This window comes from Enterococcus pernyi, assembly GCF_045371165.1.
GTDB classification, from domain to species: domain Bacteria; phylum Bacillota; class Bacilli; order Lactobacillales; family Enterococcaceae; genus Enterococcus_B; species Enterococcus_B pernyi.
The window spans coordinates 94,847-114,874 of record NZ_JBIQDM010000011.1 but is presented as its reverse complement, the minus strand read 5'-3'; the positions used below and the strand labels follow the sequence as shown (position 1 = coordinate 114,874).

Genomic DNA, 20,028 nt, shown 5'->3' with positions numbered 1-20,028 from the left:
AACACAGAAGTTAAGCTTCTTAGCGCCGATTGTAGTGAGGGGTTGCCCCTTGTGAGAGTAGGACGCCGCCACGCAAATGAAAACAGTTGAACGAAAGTTCAGCTGTTTTTTTTTGTCTGGATGCGAACAAATTTTCGGTTTTTGCTGAAAAAAAGCAATGGAAATGTTATGATAAATCATGTATAAACAAAAAATGTCAACAGATATCGATCTGTTTTAGTAAAGCGTTACAGACAAACTTATATTTTATTATCTTATATATAGGGAGGTAGTAGCTTAATGGTCAAATTTATTCATGCGGCAGATTTGCATATGGATCGTTCATTTGAAGGATTAGTGGGAATCGATGGAAAAGTTCAAAAGAAATTATTACGGGCTAATTTGACCGTACTTGAGAATATTGTGGAACAGGCAATCAAACATCAGGTTGATTTTGTTTTACTGGTAGGGGATAGCTTCCACCAGAATCGTCCTTCGCTAAAGATCCAAAAGCATTTTTCGGAACAAATCAAGCGCTTAGGAGAACACAATATCTCAGTTTTTTTAACATTTGGTAATCATGATTTTTATCAAAAAGAGAGATATTGGTTTGAATTTCCCGAGAATCTTTCTTTGTTTACTTCGGAAACTGTAGAGACACTGCAAATGACGACGGATGCTGGCGAAACGATTGCACTCAGTGGTTTTAGTTACACAAAACAATGGATCACTGAGGAAAAAGTACCTGAATTTCCCCAACGTTTTGCTGTCGACTACCATATTGGACTCTATCATGGTGAAATTGGGTCAACTCATGGGAATTATGCACCATTTCAAGCAAATCAAATGGAAGCAAAAGGCTATGACTACTGGGCATTAGGCCACATCCATGTTCCAACTAAATTAAATGAAAAAGGGACCATTCTTTATCCTGGTGCACCACAAGGACATACAAAAAAAGAAGAGCCTGCGACTTCAATAGTTTTAGTTGAACTTCAAGGAGCATCTTGTCGAACAACACCTATAAAAGTTGCAGAAGTTTGTTGGAAACGTCAGCAAATTTCTCTCAGAGAAGTGAAACAAACGACGGATGTATTGAAGAAAATCCAACAAGAATTAGTTGAACCCAATAAGATGACTCTCATTGAATTTGAGATCATTGATTATGAACACTTAGATCAGGAAGTGTTGGATCGTATTTATTCTGGAGAATTATTAGATTATTTGAAGGAAGAAACAAACAGGAAATTTTCGAATTTAGTTATTTGGCGTATCTCTACTTTAGAAAGAGATAACAAGGTAAAAATTTCTTTGTCTGCTTCCACATTGATGTTTGAACAACTATTCGAAAATTACCAAACAAAAGAAGATTTTCAGCATATATTACAAGAAGCCTACACAAATCAAGAGGCAATCAAAGTGTTGGATCTGCTACCGGACTTTCAAGAATCTACGATACAAAAGGCCCAAGAAATCATTCGGCAAGACTTTTTGTTTGAGGGGGGTACTGAATGAATATTTTAAAAATCGAAATAGCAGCTTTTGGAAAGTGGCGTCAGCAAACCTTTGATTTTACCTCTGGCAATCAGTTGATTTACGGTGAAAATGAAGCGGGAAAGTCAACAATTTATCAATTTATTCAAGCAATCCTTTTTGGTTTTCCATCAAAAGGGAAGAAAAAGAAAGATTACACACCGAGAGACGGTTCTGCATATGGTGGGAAATTATGGCTGAATCATCCTGTACATGGAGAAATTTATGTTGAGAGATATAAACAACAAAATAGAGGTAAATCGAAGGTTACATGTAATGGCCAAAGTGGAAGTGATGAACTCTTAGAAAAACTACTTTCACCTTTGACGAAAGAGTTATTCCAGCAGGTTTTTACATTTCAACAAGAACAACTGAGTGAACTTGCTCATTTAACAGAAAAAGAATTACATGATGCGCTGATTTCATTAGGAATCACTGGAAGTTCTCATGTCTTTCAAAAAAGACAAGAATATTATCAATCAGCTGATAAGTTGTTTAAAAGAAAAGGTCAAAAATTAGTGATTAATCAGCGACTAAATGAATGGAAACAACTACAAGAAAAGATTCATCAAAAGCAAGGGCAAGAGGCGATCTATAGTGAATGGATCATGGAGGAACAACGACTAGCAGAACAACAACAGCTCTTATTGCATGATATCGAACAAATCAATCAAAAACTTACGCTGTATCATCAACAAGAATTGAATTTCTCTTTATATGAAGAGTGGCAATCACTGAAAAAAAATATGCTAGCTGAAGTACCGGATGAATCACTAATACAAGATTTAGAAGTATTTACCAAACGTTATCAACAAATGAACGAACGTCTGGAAGAACTTGAGGCTTCGTTAGAGCGACATAGTGGGATGGATCAACAGTCTGCACGTTATTATTTTTATTTAGAACAAGAACAAGAGTTGAAAGCACTACAGCAAAAGCAATTTTCAACTGAGCAATTAATGGATGAGTGGCAAAGACTGCAAGTAGAGACAAGGGAAACAGCGTCAGAATTGAAAATCTTAGAACAACGTTGGCGCTGGGATCGATTGCAACGACCACAGGAATTTATTGATGATCCAGAGTGGCGTTCTTTGTATACGATGGCGCAACAATTAAATGATGAACACAGTCAGTTAGCGATTCGTTTTGATATTGTGAAGGAACAGCAACAAACACTAGAAGCAGAGATCAATGAATTAGAACTAGCCCATCCAACGCTGATCCAAACAAGACCGACCCAGGATGTTCCAGAAAAACAATCCTTTTTCAAATTTTACGTTAGTGCGTTAGTGTTAGCTGTGATTGGTTTAATCTTACCTATGCCTGGAAAAATATTGGGGCCATTGCTTGCTTTGGGAGTGGTTGGCTATACGTTGACTCGTAGAAAACCTAAGAACACTACAGACCAAAATTTGCCAGAAATCAAAGGGAAATGGCAAGAGAAACTAGGACAACTGGATATTGTATTGGCACAATTAGAAGAGATTACTCAAACAATCAATGAGAATAAACGAAAGCAACAAAAAATGGAACAATCAGTGGCTGATTTTGCCTATCATCACTCATTAGGAATAATGAACACGCTTGAAACGATGAAAAATGAGGGCCAAGAAGTAACAGATTATCAAAAGCTTTATGCTGTTTTCCAAAAAAAGCAACAACGAGAACGTGAGATACAGGAACAACTCTTACAGATAGATGGGGAACTTGACCTAGCAAAAGAATGGCTACCGCTCCAACATAAATCTCTCTCGGAAAAAATGGCGCTATTAACCACGTTCATCCAAGAGATGGAACAAATGAAATATGCTAGAAGTTATCAACAGAATACTTTATTGAAGCAAGAAATCAACGCATTGAAAAAGAAACAAAAAATGTGGTTGGAGGAATACAAAGAACAATTTATTAGAGCAGAACTTTCTTACCCATCAGAAGTACCGATTTTTTTACAAAAGGCGGAGCAAACGAAGCAACAACAAGCGCGTTTTGAAGAATTGACGCATATTCTTTCCCCAATTTTTAAAACTGTCATTACTTATAGCCAGTTGCAGACTCAGATTGCTCATGAATCCGAACGATTGCAAGAACTAAAGAGGGAAGAAAGTAGGAAGAGTGAGCAACGTCAACGTTTGCAGTTGCAAATTGAGGGATTACAACAAGACGGGACATTAGATGAATTATATCAACAGGAAAGTCTACAAAAAGCACAACTACAAACTTTATTTGAAGAGTGGGGAGGCTTAGTGATTGCTGGGACATTTTTAGGTGATCTTTCGACAGAATTAAGTGAACGGCAATTACCACAGTTACTCAAATTAGCTGGAGACTATCTAAGTATCCTAACTGATCGACAGTACCAAGAAATACAATTGAAAAACGATACACTGACATTAACAAATGGTGCAGATGAGTTTCCAATTTATGAACTATCGACAGGGACAAAGGATCAGATGATTATGGCGATGCGTTTTGCATATCTTGCTTTGGAAGCGAAACGTTCGATCTGTCCAGTGATCATTGATGATGGCTGGCTACACTACGACCATAAGAGAAAATACCGTTTAGCTAAACTACTAGCTGAATTTAGCAAAACCTATCAAGTAATTTGCTTGTCTTCTGATCAAGAAATGGTAAGCTATTATCATGAGCTAGAACAATCTGTGAGAAAGTTAGAAGGTGCAAATAGTGAAAAAAATACGTGAATTAGTCGTTGATGAACAATTCGAACAATTCGTTTTGATCAAAAATGCAGATGTAAGAATCGCTAAGAACGGTAAGAAATTTATCGCTTTTACATTTCAAGATACATCAGGAACAATTGATGGCAAATATTGGGATGCATCAGAGGACGAGATCAAAAAATTTACACCGGGAACAGTTGTCTTTTTAAATGGTAAACGCGAGGTCTATCAAGGAAACCCTCAAGTTAAAATCTTGCATATGCGTTTAACAAAAGTTGATGAACCGAGTGATCCCAGTTTGTACATGGAAAGAGCACCATTGAGAAAAGAAGAAATGGAAGAAGAAATCAACCAATTGCTATTTGAGATCACCAATGCACATTGGAATCGAATCGTACGTTATTTACTCAATAAATACCAAAAACAATTTTTTGAATATCCAGCAGCAAAACGAAATCATCACGCATTTGCTAGTGGATTGGCTTATCACACAGTATCGATGTTACACTTAGGTAAAGCGATTGCTGATGAATATCCCGAATTGAATCGCCCGCTACTTTATGCGGGAATTATCTTACATGATTTAGGGAAAGTAATCGAGTTGTCTGGCTCAATGGCAACAGAATACACATTAGCAGGTAATTTAGTAGGGCATTTAGTTTTAATTGATGAAGAAATAACAAAAGCTTGTTTAGCGTTGAAAATCAGTGAGGAAGAAGAAGATGTGCTGATCTTACGTCATATGGTTCTATCACATCATGGATTATTAGAATATGGTTCGCCTGTTCGACCTCGAATCATGGAAGCTGAAGTCTTACACCAAATCGACACGATCGATGCTTCAATGCAAATGATGACTACTGCGATTCGTCAAACAGAGCCAGGGAAATATACAGATCGAATATTTGGGTTAGATAATCGTAGTTTTTATGTACCTAAACAGAAATGATGGTAATTGTTCGATAGACAATGAAAGATACGTAACAATTTATTGATAGCATCTCACTAGTTTTAAAGAGGGCAAGACGGAAGTATTTAGCCTCGATAAATAAGACGACATCCACGAAAATTGTTTTTCAAACTTTTGTGGATGTCGCTTTATTTCCGAAGAGGGAACTTTTGTTCCCACCATTTATTCGCTTTTAGTTGGTTCAAAGAGAACTATGTTCCTAAACATTTTTTTATGAACCCAAAGAATGTTTTACTTTCCGTTAGCAGAGATGGATAATGAGAACTTATCGTATTCAAAAAAGTGGTTTAGGAAGAATTTTCTCTTCCTAAACCATTTTTTAAATACTTTCTAGCATTTATTTTTAATGTCTAGAAGCGTATAGTATTTATTCGTTTGTTGATTCAGTCGTGCTTTGCTCTGTTTCTGATGCTTCAGTAGAATCAGTTGATTTTGTTTCAGAACTCTTTGTTTCTGAGCTTTCTGTTGCTGAGTCTTCAGTTGAAGATGTACTTGTTGTAGCTGAAGTAAATGGTGTCAAGATGTTTTGGAATGCGTCATCTTTGATTTTTACATTCGCTTCTTTTAGTTCTTCACCGATTACTTTTGTTTGAAATTCGCTGTCATTCACTTTTGCTTGAGTCGCAATTTCTTCTAATTGATCTTTGAATTTATCCATGTCATTTCCTTTATCTTGGTTTTTCACCATTTTAACGACATAGTATTCTGTTGCATAAGTAGAAGGATTTGTTGCAGTGATCACATCTGAGATCTCACCGTCTTTAAGTTTGAAAGCAGCTTCTTTTACTTCAGATGGAACAGTTTGTGTTTCTGAATCAAACTTGATATTACCACCATCGTCTTTAGTTGTATCTGTTGATTTTTCTTTCGCTAGTTCTTCGAAATCTTTGCCGTCATCAGCTGATTTCTTAACTTCTTTTGCTTCGTCTTCACTAGCAACTTTGATGATTTGTGCTTCTACTTCTGGGTGGAATGTTTCCCACGTTTTCTTCAAGTCTTCATCTGTCAATTTCACATGAGATTCGATCCCAGCTTTAAAGACAAGATTATTACGAAGGAATTCTTTAAAGCTTTCTTCTGTATATCCTGCAGATTCTAATTGTGTCTCGAAGCTGTCACCATAAGTTTCTTTTGTTTTATTATATTCAGCATCTACTTCTTTATCTGAAACTTTATCATTGTATTTGCTATTGAATACATCATAGATCACCATTTGTTGAAGTAATTGTTGGTTAGCAGATTCAGATTTTGCTTTTTCATAAAAATCAGCGACGGTGATTGTGCCGCCTTTCATGGTTACGATATCCTTGTTTGTATCCCCGCCACCAGAACAAGCTGCTAGTGTTAGAATAGCTAACGCACTTGTCGCAGCTAAAATTATTTTTTTCTTTTTCATTTAAGTTTTGCACTCCTGTAATTTATTATTGGTTTTCACAAATATTACTATACCATATCTATGAGCGAATAAAAACGTTCTGACTGATAGTTTCAAACAAAATTCAAATTTTTGTCACATTCCATACATCTAGGTACATGAAAAAGACATATAGTTATCAAAAGCGCTTGATTTTTGATCATTATTGCACGTCTGTCAAGCTTTCAGGTAAATGTGCCGAAAGTTTTTCTACTTGTTCTTGGATTTGTGTCACTCGTGGTTCTGCTTGGAATTTGAAATTTTCAAGGTCTTTTTCGATTGATTCTTGAAAAGATGGGATAACAGTTTCAGCTGTTCTTTTTGTTTCAGATAACGCGTGTTTAAAATGATTTAAACTGTTATTTAATTCGTTAGTTAATTCAGTTGCTTCATCTAATTCTGCAATCAATTTCTCTCTGGTCTCATTTCCACTACGTGGTGCAAATAATAATCCTGCTGCTGCACCGGTAACAGCACCGAATACTAATCCTTTTAGAAAATTTTTAACCATGAATCGTCACCTGCTCTTTGATTTTTTCTTGGATAGCAGTCATTTCTTCCGTTGTATAATTTGCTTGATGGTTTCCAAAGTGAATGGAGAAGTCATCTTGTTTACTATAACGCGGGATTAAATGGATATGGGAATGAAATACAGTTTGATAGGCTAGTTCTCGATTATTATTGATAATATTTAAACCTTCCATTTCGGGAAATGCTTTTTCGATGGAACGAGCGATTTTTGGGATACGGGCAAAGACATCACTGGCTAATTCCTCGTTGTAATCAAAGATATCAGTTACGTGTTCTTTAGGAATGATCAATGTGTGTCCTTTAGTTGATTGAGAGATATCTAAGAACGCATAGATTTTCTCGTCTTCATAGATTTTATAGCTAGGGATCTCTTGATTGATGATTTTACAAAAAATACAATTGTCCATATAAAAACACCTTTCTTCTATTCAAATTTCGTTACCTCAACTTTAACATAAGTTCGTGAGAATGCACGTAAAAAATAATTGGACGTGATTTGCTTCGTGGTATAATGAAGACAATATAATAACGGAGGAAGAAATATGAGTTTAAAAATCGAACATGTTACAGGTGGCTATGGTCATTTACCTGTTTTGAAAGATATCAGTTTTAACGTTCAACCTGGAGAAATGGTTGGGTTGATTGGTTTGAATGGAGCAGGAAAAAGTACAACGATCAAACATATTATCGGTTTGCTTGAACCAACGAAAGGCAAAATCGAGATCAATCAATTATCCCTTAAAAAGGATGTAGAAAATTATCGTAAACAAATTGGTTATATTCCAGAAACACCTTCATTGTATGAAGAACTTACGTTAAAAGAACACATTGAAGTAACGGCGATGGCTTATAACATTCCAATGGATATTGCAATGAAACGGGCAGAAAAGTTGTTACACACGTTTCGATTGTCCAATCGGTTAGAGTGGTTTCCAGCGAATTTTTCAAAAGGGATGAAACAAAAAGTCATGATTTTGTGTGCTTTTTTGATTGAACCATCTTTGTATATCATTGACGAACCTTTTCTAGGGCTAGATCCGTTGGCAATCAATGCTTTGTTGGAATTAATGGTCGAGATGAAAAATGAAGGATCGGGTATTTTGATGTCTACGCATATTTTAGCCACTGCTGAAAAATATTGTGACCGTTTTGTTGTTCTTCATGAAGGAGAAATCAGAGCAGATGGCACGTTAGCAGAGTTGCAAACTGCTTTTCGAATGCCGGAAGCATCCCTAGATGAAATCTACATCGCATTGACGAAGGAGCAAGGTTATGAATGATTTTTTTCAAAAAAGACTAGCAAAACATCATAAAAAAATGATGAAATATTTACGCTATGTATTCAACGACCATTTTGTATTAGTCTGTTTATTTTTGATTGGGGGTCTAGGCCTTTATTATTCTAACTGGCTAAAAACACTTGAAGCTCCTTTTTCGATGGGAGGTATCATCGTCTCATTGATTTGGATGATTTGCTTGATCGTTGGGAAAATCGCGACTTTTGCGGAGCCGGCAGATTTAGTTTTTCTTTTACCGAAAGAAAAAGAAATGAAAGGCTATTTGCAACGAGCTTTTCGTTATTCTTGTATTTTTCCTATGGTTTTTCTAGGATTAGTGTGTGGATTTGCGATGCCGTTAGTTGTGGTTTCAACGCAACAACCATTTTCGCTATTTTTTGTTTATCTACTTATACTATGGAGTTTGAAGTCTAGTCATTTACAAGTGAAGCGAGTAGATTTTTATCGTATGGAAGAAACACGTAAAAACCTGTTTAAATATGGTTGGTGGGTCTCGTCATTTGGGATCTTACTTCTTTCTTTTTATGGGAATATTTGGTTGGGCTTGATTCTTTCATCTGTTCAAGCTGGGATCTATTATGGGTTCTTATGGAAAAAACTGTCCGCTCATTTGGACTGGGAAAAAATGATCCAATTAGAAAAACAACGTTTGCACCAAATCTATCAGTTCATCAATTTGTTTACAGATGTGCCGGAGATCACCGCGAAAGTCAAAAAGCGCCGTTATCTTGATCCGGTGTTACGAGGAATCAAGAAAGAAACGAAAAACACGTATTTTTATTTATTTGTTCGACGTTTTGCTAGAGGGTCAGACTTTATTGGTTTGTACGTACGTTTGACAGTGATTGGCTCGATCATTATCGCCGGAATCAACGATCTATACTTTACTTTAGGTATTGGCTCATTATTTCTATATTTGATTGGCTTTCAGTTATTACCGTTATACAGTCAGTTTCGCTATATGATCTTGGTCCAATTGTATCCTATCCCACAGAGTCAAAAAAGTGGAGCACTCCAACGTCTTTTGACGTGGTTATTGACTTTTGTTGCTGTTTTATTTGGAGTGATCGCTGCTGTTGTTCTTGATGGAAATGAGAGATGGCTACCTATCTTGGTCTATCTTGTTGTCAACGGACTCTTGATCAAATGGTACGTGCCATCGCGGCTCAAGAAGGTTGCGGAGTAGCCTTGAGAAATCAAGCAGAAAAATTTTATTATTTTACGAGAATAGATCACAAGAATTGTGGGGAAGTCCGAAATTACTTTATGTTTTTTCGAACTTTCCTATTTTTTTCCATGGTCAAAAAAGGATGTATTAAACCTTATTAATAGGAAGAAATCACTAGGGACTTTTTTTATTTTGATAAAAGTTGGTTTTTTAGAAGGCAAAACATAGAAAAAGAACGTATATGTGCTTGACGTTCAAGACTTGGGCGACTAGAATAATAGATACTGCAAACATATAGTAGAGGACGGGAGAATGCGCGATGGAGTTTCAGTTAGACCAAGAGTGGCGGTTACGCCCCATCAAAGGTGACACAGGAAAAACATACATAGGCATGCGTGATAAAGACAAAGTTTTTATCAAGAGGAACACAACGCCAATGCTCGCTGCACTCTCTCGTGAAGGCATTACGCCTAAATTAGTGTGGACTAAGCGAACAGGAGATGGCGATACCTTGACCGCACAAGAATGGCTGGAAGGCCGCTTGTTGACGCCTAGTGAGATTGGCCAAAGAAATGATGTCATTGATGTACTTTATCATCTACATCATTCAACGTCTTTAAAAACCATGCTTTCTCGAATTGGTGGTAGAGTATTGACACCCCAGAAAATGCTGCAATATTATGAACAAGATTTGCCGGATAGCTTAAAAAACAATCAATTTTTACAACTCGTTTATCGCTATTTGTGCCAACAAGTTCCTTCGGTAGACAAGGAAAAATTAGCGGTCGTGCATGGAGATGTCAATCATCGGAATTGGTTAGTCTGTAAAAATTATTTATATTTAGTTGATTGGGATTCAATCATGTTCGCTGATCCAGCGGTAGATATCGCGACTATTTTAGGAAATTACGTGCCATTGTCTAGTTGGAATCAGTGGTTGATCAGCTACGGTATCCGACCAACAGATGAAATTTTAGAAAAACTACATTGGTATGCGGTGATGAACCTATTACAAGAAATCACACGCTACTGCAAACGTGAAGATTATCGACGAATGAATGAAGAGATTTTACAACTCAAACGAATTTTTAGTGGTTAAGCTCGGATATTCAGTTGATTTTTTTATTTTTAGGGGTAATACCAATAGCGGTTTACAATAAATTCAGTGAAATACAAGGAACAATCTTTTATAGGAATAGAGAGGAAGAAAAAGATGCGTGTTCGCAACCGACCAAATGCAGCAGAAATGCTAGCCGCTCATCCAGAGATCGTCATCAGTGAGCCAACAAAATGGCGTGGAAAATGGAAAGAATTATTTGGCAATGATCAACCAATCCATATTGAGATCGGCATGGGAAAAGGACAGTTTATTACTGGGATGGCCAAAGCTCATCCAGAAATCAATTATATTGGGATCGAAATGCAAGTAAGTGTCGTGTCTATTGCTTTAGATAAAGTATTGGAGGAACCATTACCTAATTTAAGATTATTGCACGTGGACGGTTCTGCTTTGACTGAGTACTTTTCAGAGAATGAGATCGATCAGATTTATTTGAATTTTTCAGATCCATGGCCTAAAAAGAGACATGAAAAACGGCGCTTGACGTATCGTACATTTTTAGCTGTTGACGAAGAGATCCTAAAACCAAATGGCGAAATTCATTTCAAAACAGATAATCAAGGATTGTTTGAATATTCGTTGGCTAGTTTTTCACAATACGGGATGCGTCTAAAAAAAGTCTGGCTTGATTTACATCAAAGTGATTTTGAAGACAATATCATGACAGAATATGAAGAGAAGTTTTCTTCTCGAGGACAACGGATCTATCGTGTGGAAGCACAGTTTGTGGACAAAACCAAATAGAAAAAAGAAGAGAGTAGGAACTGTAAGTTCTTGTCTCTTCTTTTTTATTTTTTTAGTCTTGTTGATCACAGACGGGAATCAAGTCAAATTTTGAAAAAGAGAAGAGCCCCATATCAGTGATTTTCAATTCAGGAATAACTGATAACGTTAAAAATGAAAGTGTCAAGAATGGATCGAATGCTTCACTTGCGCCTAAATGATGTGCTTGGTCAGTCAAGTTCAGTAATTGCTGATTAACTGTTTCATAAGATTCGAGTGACATCAAACCGCCAATAGGTAATGGTAAACAAGCTAATTCAGTTTGTTGATCTACAACAATCATCCCGCCGCCTTTTTGGATTAATTGTTCAGCAGCGTAGCACATATCTTCATCATTTGTTCCTACAACGACGATATTATGTGAATCGTGAGCCACCGTAGTAGCTAAGGCCCCCCTTTTTAGTTGGAATCCTTTTACAATTCCTAGACCAATATTTCCTGTAGCATGATGTCGTTCGATGACAGCAATCTTTAGTTGATCATCTGCCACTGAAGGAGTGAAAGAACCATTATCGACTTGAACTTGCTCCAATAAATCGTTGGTCAACAAACTATTTGGAATGATTTCTATGACATGAGCGGTTGATGAAGATAAAGCTAGTTCTAAAGAGTGTGGACCAAATGGTGCAACTGTCATTTTTGGTAATGCATCAATCGCTGGCTGAATTTTTAATTTTGTAACTTCAGGGACCAACTGTCCATCTATCACAACCGTTTCTCCTTGATAGAACACGGTATTGATCGGCAACTTTTTCAAGTCATCTGTTAAGAAAAAGTCTGCCTGATAGCCTGGCGCAACTGCCCCTAAATGTTGTAAGCCAAAACATTCTGCCGCATTCAATGAAGCCATTTGGATGGCTTGTAGTGGGTCCATGCCCGCCAAGATGGCTTCACGGACGATATGATCGATGGAACCTTCTGTTACAAGATCATTGATCAATTTGTCATCAGTCACGAATAAACAGCGACGTGAATTGTCTGGTGTGATAGCAGGTAAGAGTGCCTGGAGATCTTTTGCTACGGTTCCTTCTCGAACCATCAAATACATTCCTAGCGCTAAACGCTCCTCCGCTTCTTGGGCGGTCGTTGCTTCGTGGTCTGTTCGAATGCCCGCAGTTAAATAAACGTTTAAGTTGTCTCCGTTTATTCCTGCGGCGTGGCCATCGATTTTTTTGTTCTTTTGATGCATCAGCTGTAATTTATCGATAATCGTTTGCTCATTTGAAGCGACTGCCTGATAGTTCATTACTTCAGCTAGACCAAGTACTTCAGGATACTCAAGAAAAGGAGCAAGTGCTTTTGCATCTAAGACAGCGCCACTTGTTTCAAATGGTGTGACAGGCACACATGAAGGTAGCATGATGAATATATTCATTGGTGTCTCTCTTGCATCTGCCAGCATAAATTCAAGGCCCACATTTCCGGCGACATTACCGATTTCGTGAGGATCAGTTACTACTGTTGTCACACCATGTAATAGAGAGATTTTCGCAAACTCTTTAGGTGCTAATAGAGAACTTTCGATATGCACATGACCATCGATCAGACCAGGAACTAAATACTGTCCTTTTGCATCATAGATAGTCGTACCTTCGTATTCCCCAATACCTACGATTCTTCCGTCGCAGACAGCGACATCACCCTCCATGATTGTTTTCGTAAAGACGTTGACGATTTTTGCATGTTTGATAACTAAATCAGCGGGTTGTTTTTTTCCTGCAACTGCAATGTGTTTGTTTAAGTGCGAATCCACTCTGAAACCTCCCCAAATAAATTTTTACTAGTATAACATAAATTCGGATTTAACCTATGATTTTCATTAAATTTTGTAAAAATAAACGATTCATCTTAAAAAGACGTATATTTTCTTGGAGGGCAAAGAAATGAAGATAAAAGATTTAGCAAATGAGATCATTTATGGAGGAGCTAAAAATAAAGTGCAAGATATCTATATTTTGCCATATGTAGAAGATTTTAAGGTTTATTTTCGTACAGGTAAAAGACGAACATTCCAAAAATCGATCTCCCTTGAGATTGGACAACAATTGATCGCTAGTTTTAAGTACCTGGGACAAATGGATATCGGTGAAAGAAGAAAAGCACAACTAGGCTCACTGACTTATTTAGTGGATCAACGAATGATAAGATTAAGACTCTCGTCCGTAGGTGATTATTTACAAAGAGAGAGCTTAGTCATCCGGATACTCTATGCATTGAATGAAAAAAGTTTTCGCTGTTTTGTCCCCAAAGACTTGCAAGTTATTGAGCGGAGTACGAACAACCGTGGATTGTTTTTGTTTAGTGGACCGGTCGGTTCTGGTAAAACGTCATTGATGTATCACCTTGCTCGTAGGAATGAGGAACAAGTGATCACGATCGAGGACCCAGTAGAAATTGAAGAGCCATTGTTTTTACAGTTACAAGTCAATGAAAAAATCGATCAGACTTATGATCAGCTATTAAAACTAGCCTTACGTCATCGTCCTGATTTATTGATTGTCGGTGAAATCAGAGATAAGAAGACAGCAGATGCAGCGATTCGGGCAGCGTTGACGGGCCATCGTGTATTTGCTACCGTCCATGCACGAGATCTCAAGGGGACTGTGGCAAGGATGAAAGAACTAACGAGAAACGATGGATTTGACGAATGTTTGTCCGGCGTTATCTATCAAGAGTTGCTGCCTGATTTTAATGAACAACTGACAGCATTGTGGTCTTATTGTTTTTCTGACAATGAAATCGAAAGAAAAGAATGGAGAGCTAGCTATGAAGAGGCACAAAAAAATGTTTGGCAATCCTATCCATTTTAAAAAGATGGATCACAAACAACAAACTCGTTTTATCCAAACGATCGGTGAGTTACTCTTGAATGGCTTTAGTTTACAGCAAGCAATTGATTTATTGGAATTACTGCAACTGATACCACAAGTTTATGTCCATTTCGCTAAAAGAAATCTTCAAGCTGGCGAATCTTTTCATTTTGTCCTTCAGCAATTGGGATTTAAGCAAGAGCAACTCGTACAGGTGGAACTGGCAGAAGTCCATGGAAATTTAGTCGAAACTTTAAAGGGCATCGCTGAACAATTTCGAAGAGACTTAAAAAAGGTCATCAGCTATCCACTGGTATTGTTGGTCTTTTTAGTCGGCATTTTAGTCAGTCTAAGTGAGTTCGTCTTGCCACAATTGCTTCAGACCGACATGGTCACCACGACACATTGGGGGATTCGATTGCTTCAAACAAGTCCTTGGCTATTCTTAGGTACCGTTGGTAGTAGTATTTTTTGTGGTTCAATGATTTTTTTTCGCTTGAAAAAGTTGGAAGTTGTCAAGAGAAGTGAGTGGATAAGTAAGCAATGGATGATAGGAAAGATCTATCGTTCCTATCAATCAGCTTATCTAGCACTAGAAATAGGCAAACTATTTTATGAAGGCCTCGACTTGAAACAAATTATTCGCTGTTTGAAAGAAACTAAAGAAGGAAGTTTGGTTCAGTCTTTAGCGTATCAATTAATGGAAGGGCTCGAACTAGGTATTCCTTTGGCGCAACAATTTGAGCAATACGGTTTTTTGACGACCGAGTTTAGTCGAATCGTACTACAAGGAGAAGCCAAAGGAAATTTAGGTAAAGAATTATTGTTTTACAGTGATTTGACACGTAAAGAATTTTTTCAAAAAATCCATCGTTGGTTGCACTGGGTCCAACCAGTCCTTTTTTTAGGGATTGCTGTATTGATTTTGCTGATTTATGTGGCTATCTTGTTGCCAGTATATGGAAATATCGAGGAGGTTCTAAAATGAAGAATAGAAAAAGAATGGCTCGTCTAAAAGGTTTTACACTGATTGAAATGTTGATCGTCTTACTCGTCATTAGTGCGTTAGTTTTACTATTTATCCCCAATATTTCTCGTTATCGTGATCATGTCAATAAGGAAGGTCGTGAAGCAGTTATGCAACTGATTGATGCTCAAAGTGAACTTTACGCATTACAAAATGATGGAAAGATCCCAAGTATTGATGAACTATTACGAGAAGGATACATCAAACAGGAACATGCCGATGCGTATCGCAAGAACTAATAAATACCTCACCGAAGCTTACACTTTAGCAGAAACGATTATTGTCTTGATTGTCTCCCTTGCTTTCTTTATCTTTCCTGTCCTCTCATTCCATTCTTTAGAAAAAGAACAATCGATCCATCATTTTTTTGATCAGCTAGAAAAAAGGATCGATCTCGTACAACAAAGTGCTATTATCCATCAACAAGTTACTCGTTTTTATTATGATCCAAAGCGTCATAGTCTTTTATTTGAGGTGCCTCCTTACTCATCAATGGAGTGGCAAGTGTTGCCGATCCCTGAAGCTTTGACCATCCAACGTCATGCACTGATTACTTATGCTGCGAAGACAGGGAACGAAAGCTCGTTGAAGGCGTATGAATTTTATTGGCCAGAAAAGAAACAAAGAATCATTTACCAATTCCAACTAGGAGGTGGTCGTTATATCAAAAGAATCCAATCTAGCTAGCTTTGTACTGCTTGAATCATTAACCGCGCTAATGATCACAGCCATGAGTATTTATATTATGAGTTCTGGTAATTTGTTCTTGATCCAACAAGAACAAACCAAAGACCGAGAAATTCTTCTATTGAGGACATTGTATGAAGACGTGAGAAACTATCGTAGATATGGAGAGTTGCCGACAAGACCAGCAGAGTGGGAGCGGGGAACTACAGTAATCGATACGCAAAGCCAGAGAATAAGAAAAGTTTCAATCAATGATGGAAATGAAGTGATCGCCATTGAACGGAAGAAATAAAGTATCTGCTTTTACAATGATTGAATGTCTGATTGCATTACTTATTCTAAATACGATTCTTTTATCATTTGGTCTCTTTATTCGACAAAGCGAAAAGTTGAATACATTTTTTCAAAAAGACGAACAAACAGAATGGTTAATTTTCTTAGCTCAATTCGAAAACGAACTTGCTTCAAGTCAACGTATTTCGATCATTGAGAATCGCTTATATTATGAAAACGAGAAAACGTTCGTCATAGAAGGCTATCAGCAAATGATCAGAAAACGTGGAACTGCTGGTGGCCATCAGCCTATGCTGACAGGTGTTAAGCATGTCCAATTCAAAGAAGAAGATCGAGTGATTTTACTGCATGTTGAATTTATGAATGGAGATAACAAGTATGGTATTTGGACAAAGCAAAAAACATAAGCGGTTAAAAGGAAATGTGTTGTTTTCGAGCTTGGCTCTTTTTCTATTATGTATATTCTTCATGCAAGGATTACTTGAAAGTTATCGTCTAAAAATAGACAGTTATTTACGCATAAAAAAATATTACCAAGCAAAGATCATCAAGCAAATGTTTCTGATGGAATCCAATCAGTTGGAAGAGCAAGGCAAAGGGGAGTATGATTACAATGTAGGTACGGTCCAGTATACAGTCAAACAGGACCTAGTGGAGCTAGTAATAACTGTTTCACCTTTCCAATTTGAATTTACAGAGCGAATCATTGATACAGAAAATACTACAGATTAAGAGGTTCTAAAGCAATAACCGTTCTTTTCTATAATACAGCTGTTTTGAAGGTGTTGAATGTTCGCTATTTCACAAAGAAAAAGGATGAAAACGATTGAAATTTTAGTGATTGTTCGTTAGAATTAAACAGGTAAAATAATTGTTATAATATATCTAGAAATGAGGCGTACGATGTTACCAGAAAAAATGGAACAAGGGTTTGAGCAAAACCTGGAAGCTATTCAGCTTTTACAAAACGCATTGGGAACTTCTTTTTTAGAAGCTTATGTTGAAAATGCCGAAAATTTAAGAGACAACTATCAAGTACGTGTAGTAGATGGTGTACCAAATGAAAAGACAACCCAACAGATCTCAGAACTTTATCAAAAACTGAGTGAATTATCATTTGAACCGGAAGAGTGGCGTCGTTTATCGCAGTTGCTTTTGTTAAAGGGAAGTCAAACCGAGCACTTACAAGCAAACCATCAATTGACACCAGATAGTATTGGTTTCTTGTTTGTTTTCTTGATCGAACAACTATTCCCTGATCATAAAGGAAAAATCGGTGTCTTGGATATTTCAGCAGGAATGGGCAATTTGTTATTAACAGTTCTTTTAAACCTAAACATTGCTGGATACCATACAGAAGGTTTTGGTGTGGATATCGATGATACACTACTCTCTGTCGCGGCTTCTACAAGTGAGTTGGCGCAAGCGAGTGTTCAATACTTTCACCAAGATGGATTACAAGAATTATTGATCGAACCAGTTGATGTCGCTATCAGTGACTTGCCAATCGGCTTTTATCCGAATGATCAAAAAGCGCAAGACTTTTTGACAAGCGCGACAGAAGGTCACAGTTATGCTCATCATCTTTTATTGGAACAGGCAATGAAATACGTCAAGCCAGATGGTTTCGGTTTATTCTTGATGCCAAGCAATTTCTTGGAGACAGAGCAAAGCGAGTACATTAAAAAATGGTTTAAAGAAGAAGGCTATCTTCAAGGTATGATCCAATTGCCGGATGAGTTGTTCCGAAATAAGCAATCACAAAAAAGTATTTTGATTTTACAGAAAAAAGGCAAACAAGCAAAACAAACCAAGGAAGTACTGCTTGTTAAACTTGATTCACTAAAAGAACCAGAGAAGGTGACGAAGTTTTTTAACGAATTTAAAAACTGGAAATCAGCTTCCTTATAACTATTTACCAAAAAGGAGAGTAACATGTCAAAAACAATTGCAATCAATGCTGGAAGTTCAAGTTTAAAATGGCAGTTATACCAAATGCCAGAAGAAACTGTAGTCGCTAAAGGAATCGTTGAAAGAATTGGATTAAATGATTCAATTTTTACAATCAAATATGGTGAAGGCCAAAAATTTGAACAAATCTTAGATATTGATGATCATGAAGTTGCTGTGAAAATGTTATTGGATCAATTGATCGAATTAAATATCTTAGGCGCGTATGATGAAATTACAGGTGTCGGACATCGTGTCGTTCATGGTGGAGAAACTTATGGTGACTCTGTAGTCATCGATGAAGAAGTAATGACACGCATCCAAGAATTAGCAGAATTTGCGCCATTGCATAATCCTGCCAACTTAATGGGAATCAAAGCATTTAAGAAAATTTTGCCAGATATCCAAAGTGTAGCTGTCTTTGACACGTCTTTCCATGCGACTATGCCAAAACACAATTACTTGTACAGCTTACCAATCGCTTACTATGAAGATTTTAAAGTGAGAAAATATGGGTTCCACGGAACAAGTCACCGTTATGTTTCTGAACGTGCGGCAGACATGTTAGGTAAACCAATCGAAGACTTAAAAATCATTACTTGTCATTTAGGAAATGGTGCTTCAATTACTGCTGTTGACGGTGGTAAATCTGTTGATACATCAATGGGCTTCACGCCATTAGCAGGTGTAACGATGGGTACTCGTTCTGGTGATATCGATCCAGCGATCTTACCTTATCTAATGGAAAAATTATCGATCGATATCAATGAAATGGTTGATATCTTAAACAAAAAATCTGGTCTTTTAGGGTTAACAAATCTATCTAGTGATATGCGTGACCTTGAAAACAATTACGATAAAGAAGAAATCCGTTTGGCTTATGATGTGTTTGTTGACCGTATCCGTAAATATATTGGTGGCTATGTAACAACAATGAACGGCGTTGACGCAATCGTATTTACTGCAGGTATCGGAGAAAATGATGGTCATGTGCGTAACGAAGTGATCAAAGGTATGACATGGTTTGGTTGTGAAATCGATCCAGAATTGAACAAATTACGTGGTGAAGAGTTAGACATCTCAACAAAAGACTCAAAAGTCAAAGTATTAGTCATCCCAACAGATGAAGAATTAATGATTGCACGTGACGTAGAACGCTTGCGTTAAGTTACTTCAAACAAAGAAGTAATAGTTTTTTATCCGCGTGATTTGGCTGACACTAATAAATTAACCAGATTAATATAAAGTTTCTATAAAAAGAGAGTTGGACATTGTCCAGCTCTCAGACTGTAGACAAATAGGAGTGGCTTAATTGCCAACTCCTTTTTGTTAGTCTTTGTAGAAATTTAAAATAAAAAGCCATAGGCTTTTTTGCTTTCCATAGCCATGTGGCTTGTTTTTTTTAATTCATGGCAGCAAACGTAAGCACCGTGTGCGTGGTGACTTTTTCAAGACCTCGATATTTCGTCCAACGCATACCATGCTTTTCTTTTGCATCTGCAAATATTCGTTCAATAGTTTGTTTTTTCTTTTTATAAATTTCTCTATTCTTTTTTGTGTGGATTTTTATTGGAATACGAGTGTATAGGTCGTTCATTTTCCCCACAATCCTTAAAACCGTATAGATAGTGTTCCAGAAACAGTTCCTTCGAAAATGAGAGCGAAGTTGAATATTTATTTTACAACTCCGATTTTAGGAAATGACAGTTGAAAGTCATTTTTTATACTAGTTCACGCATAGAATGATTGTTATATATAAATCGAAAAGTTACAATAAAACTAG

20 protein-coding genes, 1 rRNA gene and 1 pseudogene are annotated in these 20,028 nt (G+C 37.0%); 17 read left to right on the top strand and 5 right to left on the bottom strand.

Annotated elements, in window-relative coordinates:
• From rrf to ACH0AK_RS12350, 4 genes are all read left to right on the top strand, one after another.
• Window positions 1-74 (top strand): 5S ribosomal RNA (gene rrf, locus ACH0AK_RS12365); the annotation flags it as partial.
• 205 nt (window positions 75-279) lie between these two features.
• A complete protein-coding gene (locus tag ACH0AK_RS12360) occupies window positions 280-1,494 on the top strand; it encodes a metallophosphoesterase family protein (protein ID WP_438846712.1) in 1,215 nt (404 codons plus the stop codon).
• On the top strand, window positions 1,491-4,214 hold the full coding sequence (locus ACH0AK_RS12355) for an ATP-binding protein (protein ID WP_438846711.1): 2,724 nt from the start codon (window positions 1,491-1,493) through the stop codon (window positions 4,212-4,214). Before ACH0AK_RS12360 ends, ACH0AK_RS12355 begins: the two co-directional genes overlap by 4 nt.
• Window positions 4,198-5,142, top strand: a complete 945-nt coding sequence (locus tag ACH0AK_RS12350; protein WP_010734187.1) for a 3'-5' exoribonuclease YhaM family protein — start codon at window positions 4,198-4,200, stop codon at window positions 5,140-5,142. Before ACH0AK_RS12355 ends, ACH0AK_RS12350 begins: the two co-directional genes overlap by 17 nt.
• Before the next feature lie 388 nt (window positions 5,143-5,530).
• Here ACH0AK_RS12350 and ACH0AK_RS12345 read toward each other — a convergent pair whose 3' ends face one another.
• From ACH0AK_RS12345 to ACH0AK_RS12335, 3 genes are all read right to left on the bottom strand, one after another.
• Complete coding sequence (locus ACH0AK_RS12345; protein WP_023520451.1) at window positions 5,531-6,559, bottom strand: peptidylprolyl isomerase; 1,029 nt, start codon at window positions 6,557-6,559, stop codon at window positions 5,531-5,533.
• 181 nt (window positions 6,560-6,740) lie between these two features.
• Window positions 6,741-7,088, bottom strand: a complete 348-nt coding sequence (locus ACH0AK_RS12340; protein ID WP_023520450.1) for a YtxH domain-containing protein — start codon at window positions 7,086-7,088, stop codon at window positions 6,741-6,743.
• Entirely contained in the window at window positions 7,081-7,515 is a 435-nt protein-coding gene (locus tag ACH0AK_RS12335; RefSeq protein WP_023520449.1) for an HIT family protein, read from the bottom strand. The genes ACH0AK_RS12340 and ACH0AK_RS12335 overlap by 8 nt, the downstream gene beginning before the upstream one ends.
• A 135-nt stretch (window positions 7,516-7,650) precedes the next feature.
• Here ACH0AK_RS12335 and ACH0AK_RS12330 point away from each other — a divergent pair, with 135 nt between their 5' ends.
• From ACH0AK_RS12330 to trmB, 4 genes are all read left to right on the top strand, one after another.
• Entirely contained in the window at window positions 7,651-8,388 is a 738-nt protein-coding gene (locus ACH0AK_RS12330) for an ABC transporter ATP-binding protein (protein WP_010734191.1), read from the top strand.
• Window positions 8,381-9,592, top strand: a complete 1,212-nt coding sequence (locus ACH0AK_RS12325) for an ABC transporter permease (protein WP_438846710.1) — start codon at window positions 8,381-8,383, stop codon at window positions 9,590-9,592. Before ACH0AK_RS12330 ends, ACH0AK_RS12325 begins: the two co-directional genes overlap by 8 nt.
• A 301-nt stretch (window positions 9,593-9,893) precedes the next feature.
• Entirely contained in the window at window positions 9,894-10,673 is a 780-nt protein-coding gene (locus ACH0AK_RS12320) for a phosphotransferase family protein (protein ID WP_010734193.1), read from the top strand.
• A 114-nt stretch (window positions 10,674-10,787) separates the two neighbouring features.
• A complete protein-coding gene (gene trmB, locus ACH0AK_RS12315; protein ID WP_010734194.1) occupies window positions 10,788-11,438 on the top strand; it encodes a tRNA (guanosine(46)-N7)-methyltransferase TrmB in 651 nt (216 codons plus the stop codon).
• Between the two features lie 52 nt (window positions 11,439-11,490).
• Here the strand turns inward: trmB and ade are convergent, their stop codons facing one another.
• Window positions 11,491-13,230 (bottom strand): adenine deaminase, encoded by a 1,740-nt coding sequence (gene ade, locus ACH0AK_RS12310; protein WP_499796941.1) that lies wholly within the window; start codon window positions 13,228-13,230, stop codon window positions 11,491-11,493.
• Between the two features lie 130 nt (window positions 13,231-13,360).
• On the opposite strand from ade, the gene comGA reads away from it, so the two are divergent.
• The 9 genes from comGA (at window position 13,361) to ACH0AK_RS12265 (ending at window position 19,412) form a co-directional block, all read left to right on the top strand.
• Window positions 13,361-14,287, top strand: a complete 927-nt coding sequence (gene comGA, locus ACH0AK_RS12305) for a competence type IV pilus ATPase ComGA (RefSeq protein WP_062806102.1) — start codon at window positions 13,361-13,363, stop codon at window positions 14,285-14,287.
• The gene (gene comGB, locus ACH0AK_RS12300; RefSeq protein ID WP_499796940.1) at window positions 14,244-15,275 is read left to right on the top strand and encodes a competence type IV pilus assembly protein ComGB; all 1,032 of its coding nucleotides are present in this window, start codon (window positions 14,244-14,246) and stop codon (window positions 15,273-15,275) included. Before comGA ends, comGB begins: the two co-directional genes overlap by 44 nt.
• On the top strand, window positions 15,272-15,553 hold the full coding sequence (gene comGC, locus ACH0AK_RS12295; protein WP_010734198.1) for a competence type IV pilus major pilin ComGC: 282 nt from the start codon (window positions 15,272-15,274) through the stop codon (window positions 15,551-15,553). The genes comGB and comGC overlap by 4 nt, the downstream gene beginning before the upstream one ends.
• Window positions 15,534-16,001: a competence type IV pilus minor pilin ComGD gene (gene comGD / locus ACH0AK_RS12290; protein WP_438846708.1), complete on the top strand. Its 468-nt coding sequence runs from the start codon at window positions 15,534-15,536 to the stop codon at window positions 15,999-16,001. The genes comGC and comGD overlap by 20 nt, the downstream gene beginning before the upstream one ends.
• A gap of 58 nt (window positions 16,002-16,059) precedes the next feature.
• Window positions 16,060-16,293 (top strand): hypothetical protein, encoded by a 234-nt coding sequence (locus tag ACH0AK_RS12285; RefSeq protein WP_016250009.1) that lies wholly within the window; start codon window positions 16,060-16,062, stop codon window positions 16,291-16,293.
• Window positions 16,277-16,702, top strand: a complete 426-nt coding sequence (gene comGF, locus ACH0AK_RS12280; RefSeq protein WP_023520442.1) for a competence type IV pilus minor pilin ComGF — start codon at window positions 16,277-16,279, stop codon at window positions 16,700-16,702. The genes ACH0AK_RS12285 and comGF overlap by 17 nt, the downstream gene beginning before the upstream one ends.
• Window positions 16,674-17,027 carry a competence type IV pilus minor pilin ComGG gene (comGG, locus tag ACH0AK_RS12275; RefSeq protein ID WP_010734202.1) on the top strand — a complete coding sequence of 118 codons (354 nt, stop codon included), beginning with the start codon at window positions 16,674-16,676 and terminating at the stop codon, window positions 17,025-17,027. The genes comGF and comGG overlap by 29 nt, the downstream gene beginning before the upstream one ends.
• Window positions 17,028-17,198: 171 nt before the next feature.
• Window positions 17,199-18,206 carry a class I SAM-dependent methyltransferase gene (locus tag ACH0AK_RS12270; protein WP_023520441.1) on the top strand — a complete coding sequence of 336 codons (1,008 nt, stop codon included), beginning with the start codon at window positions 17,199-17,201 and terminating at the stop codon, window positions 18,204-18,206.
• Between the two features lie 24 nt (window positions 18,207-18,230).
• Window positions 18,231-19,412, top strand: a complete 1,182-nt coding sequence (locus tag ACH0AK_RS12265; RefSeq protein WP_023520440.1) for an acetate/propionate family kinase — start codon at window positions 18,231-18,233, stop codon at window positions 19,410-19,412.
• Window positions 19,413-19,650: 238 nt separating this feature from the next.
• On the opposite strand, the pseudogene ACH0AK_RS12260 reads toward ACH0AK_RS12265, so the two are convergent.
• Window positions 19,651-19,917, bottom strand: a pseudogene (locus ACH0AK_RS12260) (transposase); the annotation flags it as partial.
• Window positions 19,918-20,028: the final 111 nt, after the last annotated feature.